This is a genomic window from Acidianus ambivalens, from assembly GCF_009729015.1.
GTDB classification, from domain to species: domain Archaea; phylum Thermoproteota; class Thermoprotei_A; order Sulfolobales; family Sulfolobaceae; genus Acidianus; species Acidianus ambivalens.
Map to the genome: position 1 here is coordinate 1,375,502 of NZ_CP045482.1, position 15,585 is coordinate 1,391,086.

Here is a 15,585-nt window from a genome sequence, read left to right on the forward strand (position 1 = left end):
TTTTCTAGAACTGTTGCCTTTTAATTTTATATTTATATAAAATCCCGGATATAATCCAAGTAATGGCGAAAGTTCCTATTATATAATATCCTATGGTTTCCCAATATACGTTATTTAAAGCAATAATTTGATCCCAGAAGAATCCACTGAAGCCAAATTCACAAGCTATTAAACCCAGCAGTTCTATAGTGCCTATGCCGTAAGCTATGATTATAGAAATTAAGGTCATGGTTAAGTTATACCATATCTTTCCTAACGTGTTCCTAAATGCCCAACCGTAGGCCATCCTCATAAATATCCCATCCGCCGTATCTACTAACGTCATACCAAGCGTGAACAATATTGGCAAAACTAAAATAGTAGTAAGCGGTATGCTGGCAAAAGCTCCTGCCAAGGTAGCGGAAATCGCCAAGATAGCGACCTCGGTAGCAGTATCGAAACCCAAGCCAAATAGAAACCCTATTATGTACATTTGCCACTGTTTAGTGACTATTTTAAAAAGTTTGCCAAAAAATCTGTTCATAAAGCCTCTCTTTAATAATATCTCATTAAGCTTCTGATCGTCAATTATTCTTTCCTTTTTTACAGTCTTATATATATTATAAAGTTCTAATACAACTAATAAATTCAAGAATCCTATTATATAGAGAAAACCTCCACTTATCAACGTACCGATTATGCTGCCTATATTTTCTATATTACTCAAATTGCTTACCACATATCTTGTAGCAACCATTAGCATAACACTTAAAAGGATTACGACTGTCGAGTGTCCAAGAGAGAAGAAAGTGCCTATGAAAAATGGATTTTTGCCTTCTTGCAGTAGCTTTCTAGTAGTATTATCTATTGCCGCAAGATGGTCTGCATCTACTGCATGTCTTAGCCCAAATGTGTAGGCCAAAACTCCTAACGTTATGAACGTACCTACAATTTCTCCGTTATCCGTTTGTACTTTTATGCTCGTCTTAGGTAAGTTAAATAGAAAATAAAATAAATAAACTGAAAGAGCTATATTTATTATATAGAATAAAGCTATGAAGAACAGATTTTTATTACCTATAGATTTTAAAGGATTATTATTGCTTTTCATACCTTTTACCTTACTAATTCATACCAGTGTAAATTTTTAAGCATTTCTGATAAGGAAACGCAATGCCAATACGTTAAACATTGTTAAATTTAACGTAATTTTACATAGATATTAGAGCTGAGAGAAAAGAAAATAATTTAGATAGAAATTAACGCTAAGATTTCGAATGAAAGAAAATAAATGGAAGAAGATAATTGAGGCTTACGACATAATAGCCCCGGTATATGAGAGAGGAAATAAATTCGTTACATTGGGCAACATAGAAAAATGGAGAAAAGTCACGATAAAAATGCTACTGCAAGATTGTAAGAATATACATAAGGTTCTAGATGCAGGATCTGGACCAGGTAACATGACTAAGACGTTATTAAAATATAAGAATGCAAAAGTAGTGCTTCTAGATCAATCAGAAACTATGATAAAAGAGGCTAAATTGTCAGTAGATAAAGTAATAGGAACATTTGAATATATGCCTTTTAGGGATAACTCTTTTGATGCAGTAATAATGGGTTTTTCCTTTCATGCGTCTACAAATATGAGAACGACCGTAGAGGAATTGAAAAGAATTTCAAGGTGCATCGGGATAGTAAGTATAGGTAAACCTAAGAATATTATTAAAAGAAGTTTATTATATATTTATATGAAGTATTTTGTTCCATTTTTATCATTCTTATCTACAGGAGCTAAATATTATAAAGGATATTCTAGAATATTTGATATATATACGAGTGTACCGTATAATAATGATGTAGAAAAAATTATATCAAGTGAATTTAAAGTAACGAGATTTAAGGAAGTAGGACTGGGCTCAGTATACATCATCATTGGTACTAAGTAGATTTAACTAGAACTTTTAAGGTATTTCCCAGAGCATCTAAGTTACCTTCTTTTTCAACTAGATCGCCATTTGAAAAATGAAACCTTACAATCTCATTACCGTTCTCTATTATCACCACAACGTCCTTATCTATGCTATCCATAAGAGCTTGATCTAAAATTTTATCCAATTCAGATTTTTGGATTTCCTTCTTTAATACAGTTTTCATTTCATAAATTTTTAACCCTTTAATAGATACACTATCAAATACTTTCTCATTATGATCCTTCTCTTTAGTGTAACACTTATTTTCTTCACAGTACTTTTTTAAATCCGCATCTAAATTAATAGTTATAGTTTTATACGCCTCCTCCATTTCCTTTTTAGATGTGCCTTCTAATGGGCCGTCATAAATGAATTCAATCTTAACCTTAGTCATGTTTCCAGACGGTAAAATATACGTTTTTAAAGCCATTTTAAATTTCGGCCAACCTAATGAGGTTACTATGAACTCGCTCTCATTATTACTTATCACTCTAGTTAGCTTAGATTTTACAGTTTTAAACCAATGAAGGTAAAGTATCCACTCGTCTGGTCCTATTTTTTCCATCTTTTTTGCAGGTCTAAAATACTTCACCCAATTTTCAGGATTGCTTAAATATTCCATTAGTACACCTGGACTCTCATTATATTCAAATTCATAGCTCACATCTATCATTACAGTGCACTATATAATAAATATCTATCTTTTCTATTTAAACTTATTTTTATATCTATAATCCTTAATTTAATATTGGACAATATTATTGTTTTTACGAATTCTAATCTCATTAGTTCAATGTTGATGTAATGAGATTTTCATTTTTAGAGTAAATATAAAATAAGGTTTAATTAATTAAGTAATCTTATCGCAAGGAATATATAATCTTAGATACAATTTAATATTGTATGAAGAAGATAGATTGTAAGGTAGATGATTGTAGAAATATATCAAATTTAATCTTCACTTACGCTAAGGAACTAAATTTAGGAGAGAAATTGATTATAGATATCCCTAAAGAATACCTAGATATTGTCATAAATGTCTGTGAAGCTATGTGCTTAAAGCCGTTATCCGTAAGATTATGCAAAGATTACTGCTCAGTACTGGTAGTGAAGGAATCCTCATTAGATACAAAATATTGCACTGAGTACTTGGAGTCATAAAACACTCCTCTGGTATAGCCTAATTTTAATAATTGCACTGCTTCCTCCTTATTATTAATTATTGCTGTACTGCCTAAATAATGTATTTTTACGCCCTTTATAAACATCGGATGAATTTGAGCTGAAGGACCTATTATTATGTTCAATTTAGAATTCCTTGCATATTCAAGAATTTCGTCTATACTCTCATTTATAATTACTGCTCCGCTCATTACTACTGCATCAACTTGAGGAAGAACTCTTTTTTCTAGGGACTCAGACATTACATTCCCGCATAGTTTCTTATCAAACGTATAAACTACAAAGTATTTCTTCAACTCTCTTATTACTGGAGGCATATTACCTATAATTGCAACTTTACTTGAACGAACATCGTATAATTTCCTTATAATCCACTCGTTAGTATTATTTACTCGTTGAAAACGCAAAAGCTTTTGGCTTAAAGAATTTATAGTTGCCAAAGCAAGTGATCTCTCTATCCAGCTTTCGGAGGTCAACAGTTCGATTTCTTCTTGGATAGAAGGATAGAACTTTGGATTATTCCTTCTTTCAAGAATATCCGAGATTTCGAAAGAAGGCGTTATATTGAGTCCTATATATTTCTCTCCGTCCTCATCTTCTGTAACTACTATAGTATAAAAATATCCCACTACCGCATCTACTATTTTTAATGATAACTCATGTTCTTGTAAATAATCAGCTACATTCCTTTTTATTAAGTCGAGTATCACTTTAATAACCTCTCCTTAAGTCTTGATAAGGATTGTAACACTTTAGGTTTGAGCGCAATAACGTTAGCAAAAACCAACGTATATGTGTGCTCAAAATAAATGTGAAATAGTAACGCTCCAGTAAAATATAATCCTGGAGGCCCTGCAGGACCCAGTAATTGTGCCAACGAATTTAGCTTAGGAAGTGAAAAAGCTAACATTAGTATTAACAAAAATATCATTATATAAACTATATTTTTGTTTATCTTATTATAGTAAAAAACAATTAATGGAAGTAAAATCGTAAACGAAACGGAAGAGACGACCCCGCTTAACTCACCAACATAATTTTTTGGAGCAAAGAATATTTCCACTGTTCCGATCATATATATGACAAAAAGGATTATGGTCCCTCTAATTATCTTACCGTATTTCTCTTTTGTAAATAAGGCATATAATTTATCTGGTGCTATAGCGCTTGTTAATGCAATTGTACCACCTAAAAATAAACCTCCTGGACCTGCAATTCTAACGAACAATGGAGCGGGAAAGGGGACTAAAAAAGTGTGAACAAAACTATATATTGTTATTAAACCTATTGCCCCATTAAATGCCCTAAACAAGTATTTATAGTTCATAAGAAATATTTCTAATTATATATAATTTAAAAGCACTGTCTTAGCAGTATCTAGCGTCTTAGATTAAATTTCAACTCAATACAAATTTTTCTACTTCCTTCGCAGTATTCTTAGGATCTTCTGCCGGAACGTAATGCCCGACTCCCTTAAATTCAAGGCTTTTGCACAAATTTATATATTTGCAAGTATCTTCAATCATCTTTTTTGAAACCAAAGGATCGTACTCACCTCTTATAATTAATGTATTTATTTCTTTTTCCAATTTTTTAGTATAATCAAAATTATTCCAAGCATAAAGATCCCATCTCAGCATCTCAAGGCTATTTGTACTCCTAATCCATGTTAGTTCTTCAACAAGCTTTCTATCAACATTAGGTCCTGCAAAACGCATTATCCTTTGAGGATCGGAATTACTTGAATTTTCTATATCTTTTTCTGTAAAAGTACTACGAGTATTAATAGAGCTACTGATCATTATTATGTTTTCAGCATTTCCTCTCATTCCAACATCTAATGCTATATCTCCTCCTAACGACGTACCTAGCACAGAAAATTTAGTTAGCCCGAGATTTTTTATAAATTGAATTACATAGTCTCCATAAAATTCCACTTTTGCATTCTCTTTTCCACTTAATTGAATCGGGTCTACATCCGATTTCCCGTGACCAGGTAAATCGACTATTATAGTAGTTATATCTCTTGTTATAAAATTCAATAATTTATGGTAAAATCTGCCATCAAAACCAGAAGGATGAATCATAACTAACGGCTTTCCATTACCAATCTTTTCATAATATATTTTTATGCCTTTCACTTCCGCGTATTTGCCTATTAATTCTTCTAGCATAGAATTAATGATAAGAACATGATTTTATGCTTTACACCACTAGAATTATATATTTCCATGCATATTTTTATATATGGAACTTAGACCAATAGGAGTAGTTATAGGTCCGTCAGAAGATGAAGTCAATAAGAACATGTGGAAAGGTGGAGTAAAAGGAATAATAAAAGTTTATAAAGAATTTAAAGAAGGTCTAATAGGTATAGAAAATTTCTCTCATATAATAGTAGTATCTTGGCTTCATAAAATCACCGAAGATCAAAGGAAAATCCTTGTTGTAAAACCTCTAAGAATGGCGGATCTGGGTTTTAAGTTAAGCGAGCTACCTACTTTAGGAGTGTTTGCTTTGCATTCTCCAGTAAGGCCAAACCCCATAGGAATTACAATTGTTAAATTAATAAAGAGACAAGACAATCTGCTCTTCGTTGACGGCCTAGATTTATACGACGGCACACCGATACTAGATCTTAAAGGTTACTATCCATATCTGCCTAAGGACGTAAGAGTTCCAGAATGGAGCAAGAAATTACACAGTGAAGTTTAAACCTTTATAAATGCGCGCTTGCACTTATTATTCATAACTAGATTAGGCTATTAGAGATATGTTTAATTGAATTGTATTTTATATAGTCCAATTTATTGTTTTAACATTTTCAGATATATCCATCCACTTATCGCTTGTAATATTCCTCCAACGATGAGTGGCATAGGCGGGTATATTTCCATTAAATATCCGCTGGCACCAGCGGTAGCTTGAGAAGTTCTAGATGCGATACCTTGAATACTTGATGCTGCACCGAAATCTTCTGTAGATACACCTTTCATGTTTACTGTAGATCTACTCGGTGAACCAAAACCGGCTATAAGGCTCCTGAGTATATAGATAAAACTACCTATAAGTGGTGAAGAAAACGGGATAAAGACTAGTAAAATGCCACTTAATATTCTAGTCCAAGAGGCTATGTCCAAAATGTTTATCCATTTAGATAAATTAGATGCAAAGAACGAGCCTAAAGCTGTGGCTAAATATGATATACTATAAATTATCCCTATATAATAAGAAGACATTCTATACATTAATTCAAACCACAATGGCAACAATGGTAACGCCAACCCTACTCCTGCTCCAGATAGAGAATTAGATAGCATAACTTTTCCGCTGTATTTTAAGCTAGATAATCGCATTATCTTTGAGTTCTTTTTAGGTCTGGTTACTTCATATACTCTAAACAAGCTTAGTATAGATAATCCCAAAAGCATTGCAGATATTAAGAAAAGAAATCTAAATTTTAACTCTAGAGAGAAAGGCAGAAATGCCTTTATTGATAATAGTAAACTTCCACCTATGCTAGAAAATGCCGCAGCAGAAGTTAGAATTCCAAGCCTTTTTACCCTTTCAAAATCATTCTTCCAATTACTTGCTACTAACGCAGTTAAGCCCGGAGAAAAGACTCCCCTCATTCCTCCTGCAGTTCCACCTAAGCCTCCCATAAGCAGAGAACTAATGATAATAGCTTTTGAGGAACTAGAAAAAAGTAAAATTGCTGATAAGAAAGGAAACAAATCCCCTATTATGAGAGTTCTCTTGTAGCCTATTCTATCCCCCAAAAGACCTAGTGCGAAGACTAAGACTGTATTAAAGAGAATTATAAATAGAAATATAATACCAATTGACACTAAGGAAAAGCCTATGAATTTAAGATATAAGGGTGATACTAATGTAATATAAATTATTCCTATACTTCTAAAAATTCTTGAAAAAACTAAATATTTAAAACCCATGTCATTTTTCATAATTGGTCACATATATTAAAAATTAAAAAAGAGAAATTACCTTTTATCACCAACCATGGTGTCCGTGATGGTGGTGAGGCCCATAAAATGGCCCATATCCAGGATACGGTCCGTAGCCCCAGTAATATGGAAAGCTTTTACCGAGATCGGTAAGCTCCACATACTCTTCTCCATCTTTTTCGAACTTTCTGACCAATCCTGCCAACACTAATTGGCTTAATACGAAGTCGAAAGCACTGCCGTATAGCGGAACTGAGCTCCTTAGCTGAGATATCTTTACTGGACCGCTTTTTAGAGCTTCAAGCACTTGGTATCCGCCGAATCTCATTAATCCACCAAACATTTTTTTCACCGATATCTAATTCGATATCGAAATTAATAAATCTTTCTATGCACAATAGTCTTTTCGCTATTCGGTTAGGGAGGGCTTTATACGCATTTCTAATGTATTATTCCTATCTTTAATCTAATTTTCAATATAAACGTTTCTAAAAATAAAATGTTATATTAACAGTTTGTTTAGGCTTATGTTTATATATATCTTTAACAGTGTTAAAGATATGGAAAGTAAAAATTTCGTGATAGATGAATACGACATAAAGCTAGACTACGAGAGAGATAGGCTCTACGGATTATCAAAGGATTCTATTATTGAACTTTCTAAACTAAAAAAGGAACCAGAATGGATGCTAAAGCTTAGGTTAAAATATTTTGAAAAAGCTTTATCGCTTCCTAAGTCAAACTGGCTCCCCGTGGATCTTGACTTGTCAAATTATAATATCTATACTAAGCCTAAAATTAAGGCTAGTAGTTACGAGGAATTACCTCAATCTCTCAAAGAGTACTACGATAAACTTGGAATTCCAGAATCCGAAAGGAAGTTCCTTGCTGGAGCAGTATCTATCTTAGACTCTGAGGCCATATATTCCAAATCACAGGAAATTCTGGAGAAAAAAGGAATAATAATGATGCCGATGGAGGAAGCAGTTAAGAAATATGATATATTAAAGGACTACTTTATGAATGCCTTGGACTCGCAATATCAAATTGCGGCTCTACACGCTGCTACATGGAGCGGCGGAGTATTTGTTTACGTTCCCAAGGGGGTCCACTTGGAAATACCAATAGAGGGAATATTCATAATTGGTAGCGAAAACACTATTCAGGCTGAGCATACTATTATAATAGCTGATGAAGGATCTTCTGTAACATATGTGGAAGGGTGTTTTGCACCTAGGTTATCTACGTCTTCAATTCATAACGGTGGAGTTGAAGTCTACGTTAAGGATAACGCGAGAGTAAAGTATATCACAATTCAAAATTGGAGCAGTAATATAATTAATATTAGTAATAAAAGAGGAATAACATATAGAAATGCAAATCTTCATTGGATAGAAGGATCATTAGGCGGGTATCATAGTTTTAGCTATCCTTCAACAATATTAGAAGGAGAAAATTCATCATCAACAAGCATGTTACTCACTTTAGCCGGAGAGGAAGGAGAATGGAAGGAAGGCGGTTCTAAAATGATTCATAGAGCACCCAATACCAAGAGTAAAATTATCAGCAAAAGCGTAAGCTTTAATGGTGGAAACGCTAGCTATAGGGGACTGGTTAAAATTGAGAAAGGAGCTAAAAATTCAAAGGCATATGTTAAATGTGATTCTCTAGTGTTAGATGAGAAAAGCAGGGCTTATACGTTCCCCCATAATCAAGTCTTCGAGGATACTGCCGAGGTAGCTCATGAGGCATATACGGCAAAGATGAGTATAGATCAGTTATTCTATTTAGAGAATAGAGGATTTGAGGAAAAGGAAGCGTTATCAATGTTGGTGACAGGCTTCATGGATGATATAATAAGGGAATTTCCATTCCAATACGCTACAATGCTTAATAATTTAATGAGACTTGAATTAGATAAGATCGGAGCATTAGCGTGAAGTAAGTGTTAAATGGAAACAAATGATTTTTTACTTAATAAACAGTATTAATATATGTAGATGGTTTAAAAAGAAAACTTCGTTGTTAAGGCGAGAAAACTTTTTATTCGATAATCTTTATATTTTATTATGCCCCCGTAGGTCAGCACGGTAGACCACCGGCCCGCAAAGCCGGAAGTCGCAGGTTCGAGTCCTGCCGGGGGCTTTAATACCTTAATCTCCTATTAAATTGTCCCTTTATATAAATCTCTCGTATGAAATAAGGCATTATTGAGAGAATAAAATACTTCAATGTCGACTTACTAAGCTTCAAGTTACCATTAATTTTCCTTCCAGAGAATATGTTATAAAGTAAGAAGTACGTGGTTATATCCTCGTCTACAATATCATTGTTCCCAAGCATTTCCTTAATAACGTAAGAGTCTTCAAGAGCCTTGCTAAAAAGGTTAGAAAGTGACTTTTTATATTCATTAACTCCTTGAGTACTTCCAGAGCTCGTTTGGAAATCGTGTATCCTATAATAAGTTAATCGCTCTGGATCAAGAAGTATTTTCCCTTCCATCTTCAATGAAGAATAAAAGAGGAAAGAATCTATAATCGCTTTAATCCTTCTAAGGTATTTAACATTCTCATTTATGACTTCTTTACTTACGCATATTGAACTTGAGTTAAAGTTTGCATTAAGCCTCTTTAGATATTTAATGTTTGTAGTATGGGTATGTTCCAAGATAATAGGGTAGTTCAGCGTATATAAACTAGCGTATGGAGGAACTTTTAAGTAATCTTCTTTTACTCTTATTTCATGACCCTTATCATCTATCGTAGCAAAATTATTATGATAATATATTGTTCCCTTAAAAAATCTAAATAATGAATTAACTCTTTCTAACTTATCTACTCTAAACATATCATCATCGTCCAAGAAGCAGATTATATTCCCTTCACTCTCGGAAAATCCCTTATATACCTTTTCACCTAGATATTCGTTATTATCGTAAATAATTTTAATTATATTACTTAATCCAGGTATATTTAGATTAGTTACTAAAATTATCTCATAGTCCTTAAGAGTTTGACTTAGTACTGAATTTATAGCATATTTTACATATCTATCTCTATTATGAGCCGTTATAATAATCGAGAATAATTTTGTCATGTCCAATAATTCTTGCGTTTAATATATTTAAACCTATAAATAGATAGTCTTATATAATTGACTGACTAGTCAATTAATACGTGAAACAGAATGCAAGGCACAAAACATGAAATTCCAGATTGGACATTCGAGTTTCATGGGCATAGATGTCCTGCGATGCCATTAGGTTATTTAGCGGGAGAATATGCTTTGAAACTACTAGGAATAGAAAAGGAAAAAGACACGAATACTTACATTTTTTCAGAGACTGGTGACGAGCATCATCAACCTCTTCCTTTTAAGGAGAATAAGTTATGATTTGTGGATAGTAATACTATTTGGCGGAATCCTAGGAGGGTTTACAGGGTCATACTTAATGAATAAAATGAGAACTGTATTAGTAAAATATACAATAATAACGTTTGTGCTAATAAAAATATTAGTGGGGTTAGTTTAAGCATTTAAACTTTAATGTACCATAATGAATTATGAGACAAAGAAACGAAGAAGTTACGAGAGAAAAAATATTACAAGCAGCAGCTGAGGTCTTTGCAGAAGAGGACTTCTTTAAAGCTTCTGTAGAGGAGATAAGCAAAAAAGCTGGAGTATCTAAGGGTATAATCTTCTGGCATTTCAAAACTAAAGATCAATTAATTCTAGAAGTGGCAAAGAAAAGTATTCCGTTAGATATTGTTGAAGGTTGCATCAAAAATGAAGAAAAAATCTTAGAATGCATAGGAAATAAGTATCTAGAGAAATATGAGAATCCTACTATGAGGAAGCTTTTCTTGCATACTTTATCTGCGATGAATATTTATAAAGAATTAGGAGATTGTATCAGAGAATTATGTGATTCACTAGTAAGAAAAATAAGCTTAAAAGTCTTCAATTCTGAGAACAGCGAAGATCTAGTTAAAATAAGGTCTTTCTTGGGTGGTCTTCTTTGTTACGTAATAAATCCGCATAATATAGAAAAGGAAATTTATATTAACACACTTCTTAGGACAATCAAAGTAAAAGAATCTTAGTAAGTATATTAAATTATATTCTCCTACTTTATAAACATAAAATTTTTCATCAATATGTAATTTTTATCTAAATAAAATTACCAATATCTTTAAATACAGATGATTTTCATTATATTTGTGGAAACTAAGAAAGTGTTAATTTTAGGAATAGACGGCTATCTAGGTTGGGCCCTAGCGTTAAGACTAGGAAAGAAAGGACATGAAGTATATGGTATGGATAATCTAATAACCCGAACACAGGCTATGGAAGTAGGTGGGGATTCAGCATTTCCACTGCCGTCAGTCGAGGAAAGAAGAAATATATTTAAGAGATATATTGGGCCAATAGATTTCGTAATTAATGATATCACTAAACCTAATGTTTTAAGAGATTACATTAATAAAGTAAAACCCGACGCAATAGTGCACTTTGCAGAGCAAAGATCAGCGCCCTATTCCATGATAGACGAGGATCATGCTATATACACAATGCACAATAATATAGAAGGGACAATGAGGCTAATTTATGCTGTTAAAGATCACCCAGAAATCCACATATTAAAAATGGGAACAATGGGAGAATATGGAACACCTAACTACGACATACCGGAGTCTCCTTACGTAAAATTTGAATATAAAGGTAAAAGTGACATGATTCCAGTCCCAAAATTCGCAGGGTCATGGTATCACTGGAGTAAAGTCCACGATTCACACAACTTGTTATTTGCAAATAAAGTATGGGGAATAACTGTTACAGATATAAATCAAGGTCCTGTGTACGGTACTAGAACCACAGATATGATGGACGGTGAAAACGTGATAGAAGGCCTAAGAACGAGAATAGACATTGACGAAGCCTGGGGGACTGTAGTAAATAGAAACGCCGTTAGAGCAATTTTAGGATTGCCGTTATTAGTATATGGAAAAGGAGGTCAAACCAGAGGTTTTATTTCTCTTGAAGATAGCGTAAATGCCTTAGAAATTTTAATTAATAACCCACCTAAAGAAGGAGAGTTCAGAGTTGTTAACCAATTTATGGAATTATACAGTGTAGAGAAAATAGCAATGTTAATAGCTAATGCTACAGAAGAATTATTCGGCTACAGACCAAAGATTCATTACGTTAGAAATCCAAGGGTAGAAATGGAGGAGCATTATTATAATCCAGAAAGGAAAATTCTTCCAAGCCTTGGCTATGAACAAAAGAGGTTTCTAAAAGATGAGATATATTCGATACTTACAGATCTTTACCAATATAGAGATAGACTAAAGAACTTTAGCGAATGGACTAACGTAAAGACTGACTGGAGAAACGGAAGAAATGATAAAAATAGATTCGATTTAATAAAGGAATTATGAATTATCATCTAAGTGCTTTGTTTTTCGAGAATTTTAATTACGAATTAATATTTTTATCTTATCAAATTGTTTATTTAAAATCATATTTATAGTTTATAATAAAGGATTTGAATGCCTAATACCGAAATCTTTATAGTCGAGATTATTGATAATTAGCTAATGGAGCACAAAAATCCTCCTACAATAATGCCCGCGTCTCAATTCCCCACATCAGAACAGCCAGTAGTAATGGTTGTCGATGTAATGCTTAGATGTAAATTAGATAATCAAGTAATGCCTGCATCTATGGCTTTAGAGCATCAACAAATGCATATAAAGAAAGGAGAAGATCCATGCTTTGTTATTGAAACCGCGCCAGGGAAACAAAAAGGAGAGGAATCCACAAGAGGAATAATTTAAAAATTGGGAATTTTTCATAAATTATTAAATTTCTTTTCATCATTAAACTGCTTCTCGTATTTACTAATTCTAGACTTATATATAATGATTGATATTATCCACGTTACGGCAAAAGTTGATATAATAATTATACCAACGTTGCCCCACCATACATCACCGTTTATTAGTGCTATAATATTCCAGAACCATCCACTTAGACAGAACTCAGATTGAATTAAGCCCAAGAGCTCTAAGGAACCTACAAGGAAAGCCACAATAATTGAAATGCTAGTCATTGTCAAGTTATACCAAACCTTTCTTATAGGATTACCCATAAACGCCCACCTATATGCGCCGTTCATGAAAAATCCGTCAGTTGTATCTACAAGAGTCATTCCCGCAGTAAAGAGGAAAGGAAACACTAGTAGAGTCCACAAAGGTATCTTAGTAAACACTCCAGCAGTTCCGGCACTTATTGCCAAAAGGGCTGTTTCAGAAGCTGTGTCAAATCCTAGTCCGAAAAGGAAACCTATGGGATATAAGTAGTATTGATTATTAACTATCTTAAATAATCCTTTGAAATATCTATTCATAAATCCTCTTTTTAATAGTGCGTCATTTAATTTGGCTTCATCGAGCTTCCCTAGTTTTGCTTGCTTAAATAACTCGTAAATTTCAAAAAGAACTACTAAGTTAAGAAAACCAATAATGTAAAGAAAGAAACCGCTCACTAATGTTCCAACTATTGAACCTATGTTCTCTAATTGCGGAATGCTAGATTCTACCGCTCTGGTTGCTATCATTAAGGCTATAGATAATAATATTACCACCGTAGAATGTCCTAGAGAGAAGAAAAGCCCAGTAAATAATGAGGGTTTACTTTCCTGCACAAGCTTTCTTGTCGAATTATCTATTGCTGCCAAATGATCGGCATCCACTGCATGCCTTAACCCAAAAAGATATGCAAGAACACCTAATGTAAAAAAGCTGGCAAAAATTCCCTTTACATGAACCTCAGCGCTCCCTACTTCCGATGAAACATCAAAGAGCCATATAAAAAGAACCAATGTTATTATTAATTCTATAATATAGAATAACGTCGTTTTAATCAAGCTTTTTGATAACAATTTTAATCACACTAATATGTATAGCCTATCCAGTATATAAACCTTTTTATGAATAATAGAATGTGTACAACAATATTGTTAGTTCAATATTTATTAGTTGAACTTAAGGAAAAACGCCTTCAATCTATGTAAGTTTTATTAAAATAATGTATTAATAAATGAGCTTTGCTAAGAAAGACACTAACAAAATGAGACTACCCAAGTTTTTGAGAAGATGTAAAATAAATGAAATTGCTAGATACACTCGAATAATGAAAAGATAGACATGAAGAACTACGCATTATTAATATAGTTTATTAAGTATTTTTTCATAAATAAACCATGAACTTACCAAAAACAATTTAAATTTGAGAATCTATAATACTTTATGTATTTAATTTCATTGCTTGGCAACGGAGACACCGGTAAAACAACATCATTCGCAAAATTCCTACTAAAGAACAATTACTTCCTAGAACACCAAGAAGAAGCAATAAAAAATGCCAAGTTTGACGCAGAAATAAACGGAAAACCAGAAGACTACTACCAATTCCTCCTCTACATATCACCACAAGAGAAGATAGAGGAAAGAACAATCTACACAGCACAAAAAATAATGGCATACCACCAAGGAAAATTCCTCCCCTTCAGAACAATATCCTACCTAAAATTCACAGGAGAAAAATACGAAAGAGTCATCGTAGAATCACCATACAAAGACGGCTTCGCAAAAGGCTACATCACTTTCTCCCTACAAGACATAGGAGGACAATTCGACCTCTTTGACAAACAAATAAACGGACTAAGAATCTCAGACGCAGTAATATACTTCGCAGACGACAAAACAACACAAAAAGACGCAGAAAACCACGCAAAAATGATCTCAGCCTTCAAACTACCAACATTCGTAGTCATAAACAAAGAAGACATACTAAAAGAAAAAGCTGCAGAAAAAATGAACATGATACTCACCACCTTCCAAGAACATAAGATAAACGTAATAGACAAAATAATAACATCAGCCCTATACAAAGAAGAAGAAATAGTAAAATTCATAGAAAACGCAATAAAATGGACAATACAAAAAGAAATAAGAATATACGACAAAAACGTATTCGGAGTAATAAGAAACGTAAACAGAAGCATAGCGACAGTTAGAGCGTATTCCTCACTGTCACTCCCTAAGCAAAGTGAGCAGATATTATATACGCAAAGAAAGAAGAGATTTTATCCCAACAGAGTTAAGAGCGTTGAATATGCATTGAAAGAAACTAGAATGATGCGTAAAGGAGATATTGTTGGTATGCTATTCCATGAGAACCCAATGCCTTCAATAGTCTTAAAAGATACTAACACGCTTAGAACTCCTATAACTAATATTCACCTAGAGAATAATCTTGAGGAAGGAGATATTCTCTATTCATCTATGGTTCATTCCATTAAGGATATCAAGTATGGAAATATATTATTAAATGAGGGAATCAGTGTCAATGAATTATTCGTAATAAATCCGGAGAAACGCAAGATAAAAGAAGTCTATGATTTATCAGAATTTTTCTAG

General features: G+C 33.1%; 18 protein-coding genes and 1 tRNA gene. 10 read left to right on the plus strand and 9 right to left on the minus strand.

Going from position 1 to position 15,585, the window contains the following annotated elements:
• Positions 1-4: 4 nt before the first annotated feature.
• Positions 5-1,090: a HoxN/HupN/NixA family nickel/cobalt transporter gene (locus D1866_RS07990; RefSeq protein WP_152943427.1), complete on the minus strand. Its 1,086-nt coding sequence runs from the start codon at positions 1,088-1,090 to the stop codon at positions 5-7.
• Positions 1,091-1,256: 166 nt separating this feature from the next.
• Here D1866_RS07990 and D1866_RS07995 point away from each other — a divergent pair, with 166 nt between their 5' ends.
• The gene (locus D1866_RS07995; protein ID WP_152943425.1) at positions 1,257-1,928 is read left to right on the plus strand and encodes a class I SAM-dependent methyltransferase; all 672 of its coding nucleotides are present in this window, start codon (positions 1,257-1,259) and stop codon (positions 1,926-1,928) included.
• Here the strand turns inward: D1866_RS07995 and D1866_RS08000 are convergent.
• The 4 genes from D1866_RS08000 to D1866_RS08015 form a co-directional block, all read right to left on the minus strand.
• On the minus strand, positions 1,921-2,625 hold the full coding sequence (locus D1866_RS08000) for an SRPBCC family protein (RefSeq protein ID WP_152943423.1): 705 nt from the start codon (positions 2,623-2,625) through the stop codon (positions 1,921-1,923). The genes D1866_RS07995 and D1866_RS08000 overlap by 8 nt on opposite strands.
• 415 nt (positions 2,626-3,040) lie before the next feature.
• Positions 3,041-3,844 (minus strand): Rossmann-like domain-containing protein, encoded by an 804-nt coding sequence (locus tag D1866_RS08005; RefSeq protein WP_152943421.1) that lies wholly within the window; start codon positions 3,842-3,844, stop codon positions 3,041-3,043.
• Entirely contained in the window at positions 3,841-4,461 is a 621-nt protein-coding gene (locus D1866_RS08010; RefSeq protein ID WP_152943419.1) for a hypothetical protein, read from the minus strand. Before D1866_RS08010 ends, D1866_RS08005 begins: the two co-directional genes overlap by 4 nt.
• 70 nt (positions 4,462-4,531) lie before the next feature.
• Positions 4,532-5,308, minus strand: coding sequence for an alpha/beta fold hydrolase (locus D1866_RS08015; protein ID WP_152943417.1), 777 nt, complete (start codon positions 5,306-5,308; stop codon positions 4,532-4,534).
• 73 nt (positions 5,309-5,381) lie between these two features.
• Here D1866_RS08015 and tsaA point away from each other — a divergent pair, with 73 nt between their 5' ends.
• Positions 5,382-5,849 (plus strand): tRNA (N6-threonylcarbamoyladenosine(37)-N6)-methyltransferase TrmO, encoded by a 468-nt coding sequence (gene tsaA / locus D1866_RS08020; RefSeq protein ID WP_152943415.1) that lies wholly within the window; start codon positions 5,382-5,384, stop codon positions 5,847-5,849.
• A 92-nt stretch (positions 5,850-5,941) separates the two neighbouring features.
• Here the strand turns inward: tsaA and D1866_RS08025 are convergent, their stop codons facing one another.
• Positions 5,942-7,099 carry an MFS transporter gene (locus D1866_RS08025; RefSeq protein WP_152943413.1) on the minus strand — a complete coding sequence of 386 codons (1,158 nt, stop codon included), beginning with the start codon at positions 7,097-7,099 and terminating at the stop codon, positions 5,942-5,944.
• 46 nt (positions 7,100-7,145) lie between these two features.
• A complete protein-coding gene (locus tag D1866_RS08030; RefSeq protein WP_152943411.1) occupies positions 7,146-7,427 on the minus strand; it encodes a hypothetical protein in 282 nt (93 codons plus the stop codon).
• A 232-nt stretch (positions 7,428-7,659) separates the two neighbouring features.
• Between D1866_RS08030 and sufB the strand changes: the two genes are divergently transcribed.
• Positions 7,660-9,039, plus strand: a complete 1,380-nt coding sequence (gene sufB / locus D1866_RS08035) for a Fe-S cluster assembly protein SufB (RefSeq protein ID WP_231136276.1) — start codon at positions 7,660-7,662, stop codon at positions 9,037-9,039.
• 131 nt (positions 9,040-9,170) lie between these two features.
• Positions 9,171-9,244: transfer RNA gene (locus D1866_RS08040), tRNA-Cys, on the plus strand.
• On the opposite strand, the gene D1866_RS08045 is transcribed toward D1866_RS08040, so the two are convergent.
• Positions 9,245-10,195 carry a glycosyltransferase family A protein gene (locus tag D1866_RS08045; RefSeq protein ID WP_152943407.1) on the minus strand — a complete coding sequence of 317 codons (951 nt, stop codon included), beginning with the start codon at positions 10,193-10,195 and terminating at the stop codon, positions 9,245-9,247. It abuts the tRNA gene before it with no gap.
• A gap of 90 nt (positions 10,196-10,285) precedes the next feature.
• Here D1866_RS08045 and D1866_RS08050 point away from each other — a divergent pair, with 90 nt between their 5' ends.
• From D1866_RS08050 to D1866_RS08070, 5 genes are all read left to right on the plus strand, one after another.
• The gene (locus tag D1866_RS08050; protein ID WP_152943405.1) at positions 10,286-10,492 is read left to right on the plus strand and encodes an FmdE family protein; all 207 of its coding nucleotides are present in this window, start codon (positions 10,286-10,288) and stop codon (positions 10,490-10,492) included.
• Position 10,493: 1 nt separating this feature from the next.
• On the plus strand, positions 10,494-10,631 hold the full coding sequence (locus tag D1866_RS08055; protein WP_196773419.1) for a hypothetical protein: 138 nt from the start codon (positions 10,494-10,496) through the stop codon (positions 10,629-10,631).
• Between the two features lie 31 nt (positions 10,632-10,662).
• A complete protein-coding gene (locus D1866_RS08060; protein WP_152943403.1) occupies positions 10,663-11,202 on the plus strand; it encodes a TetR/AcrR family transcriptional regulator in 540 nt (179 codons plus the stop codon).
• Positions 11,203-11,301: 99 nt separating this feature from the next.
• Positions 11,302-12,540 (plus strand): UDP-sulfoquinovose synthase, encoded by a 1,239-nt coding sequence (agl3, locus tag D1866_RS08065; RefSeq protein ID WP_152943401.1) that lies wholly within the window; start codon positions 11,302-11,304, stop codon positions 12,538-12,540.
• Positions 12,541-12,699: 159 nt separating this feature from the next.
• Entirely contained in the window at positions 12,700-12,939 is a 240-nt protein-coding gene (locus D1866_RS08070; RefSeq protein ID WP_152943399.1) for a hypothetical protein, read from the plus strand.
• A gap of 14 nt (positions 12,940-12,953) precedes the next feature.
• Here D1866_RS08070 and D1866_RS08075 read toward each other — a convergent pair whose 3' ends face one another.
• Positions 12,954-14,045, minus strand: coding sequence for a HoxN/HupN/NixA family nickel/cobalt transporter (locus tag D1866_RS08075; RefSeq protein ID WP_152943397.1), 1,092 nt, complete (start codon positions 14,043-14,045; stop codon positions 12,954-12,956).
• A 367-nt stretch (positions 14,046-14,412) separates the two neighbouring features.
• Between D1866_RS08075 and D1866_RS08080 the strand changes: the two genes are divergently transcribed.
• Positions 14,413-15,585 (plus strand): GTP-binding protein, encoded by a 1,173-nt coding sequence (locus tag D1866_RS08080; protein WP_155861126.1) that lies wholly within the window; start codon positions 14,413-14,415, stop codon positions 15,583-15,585.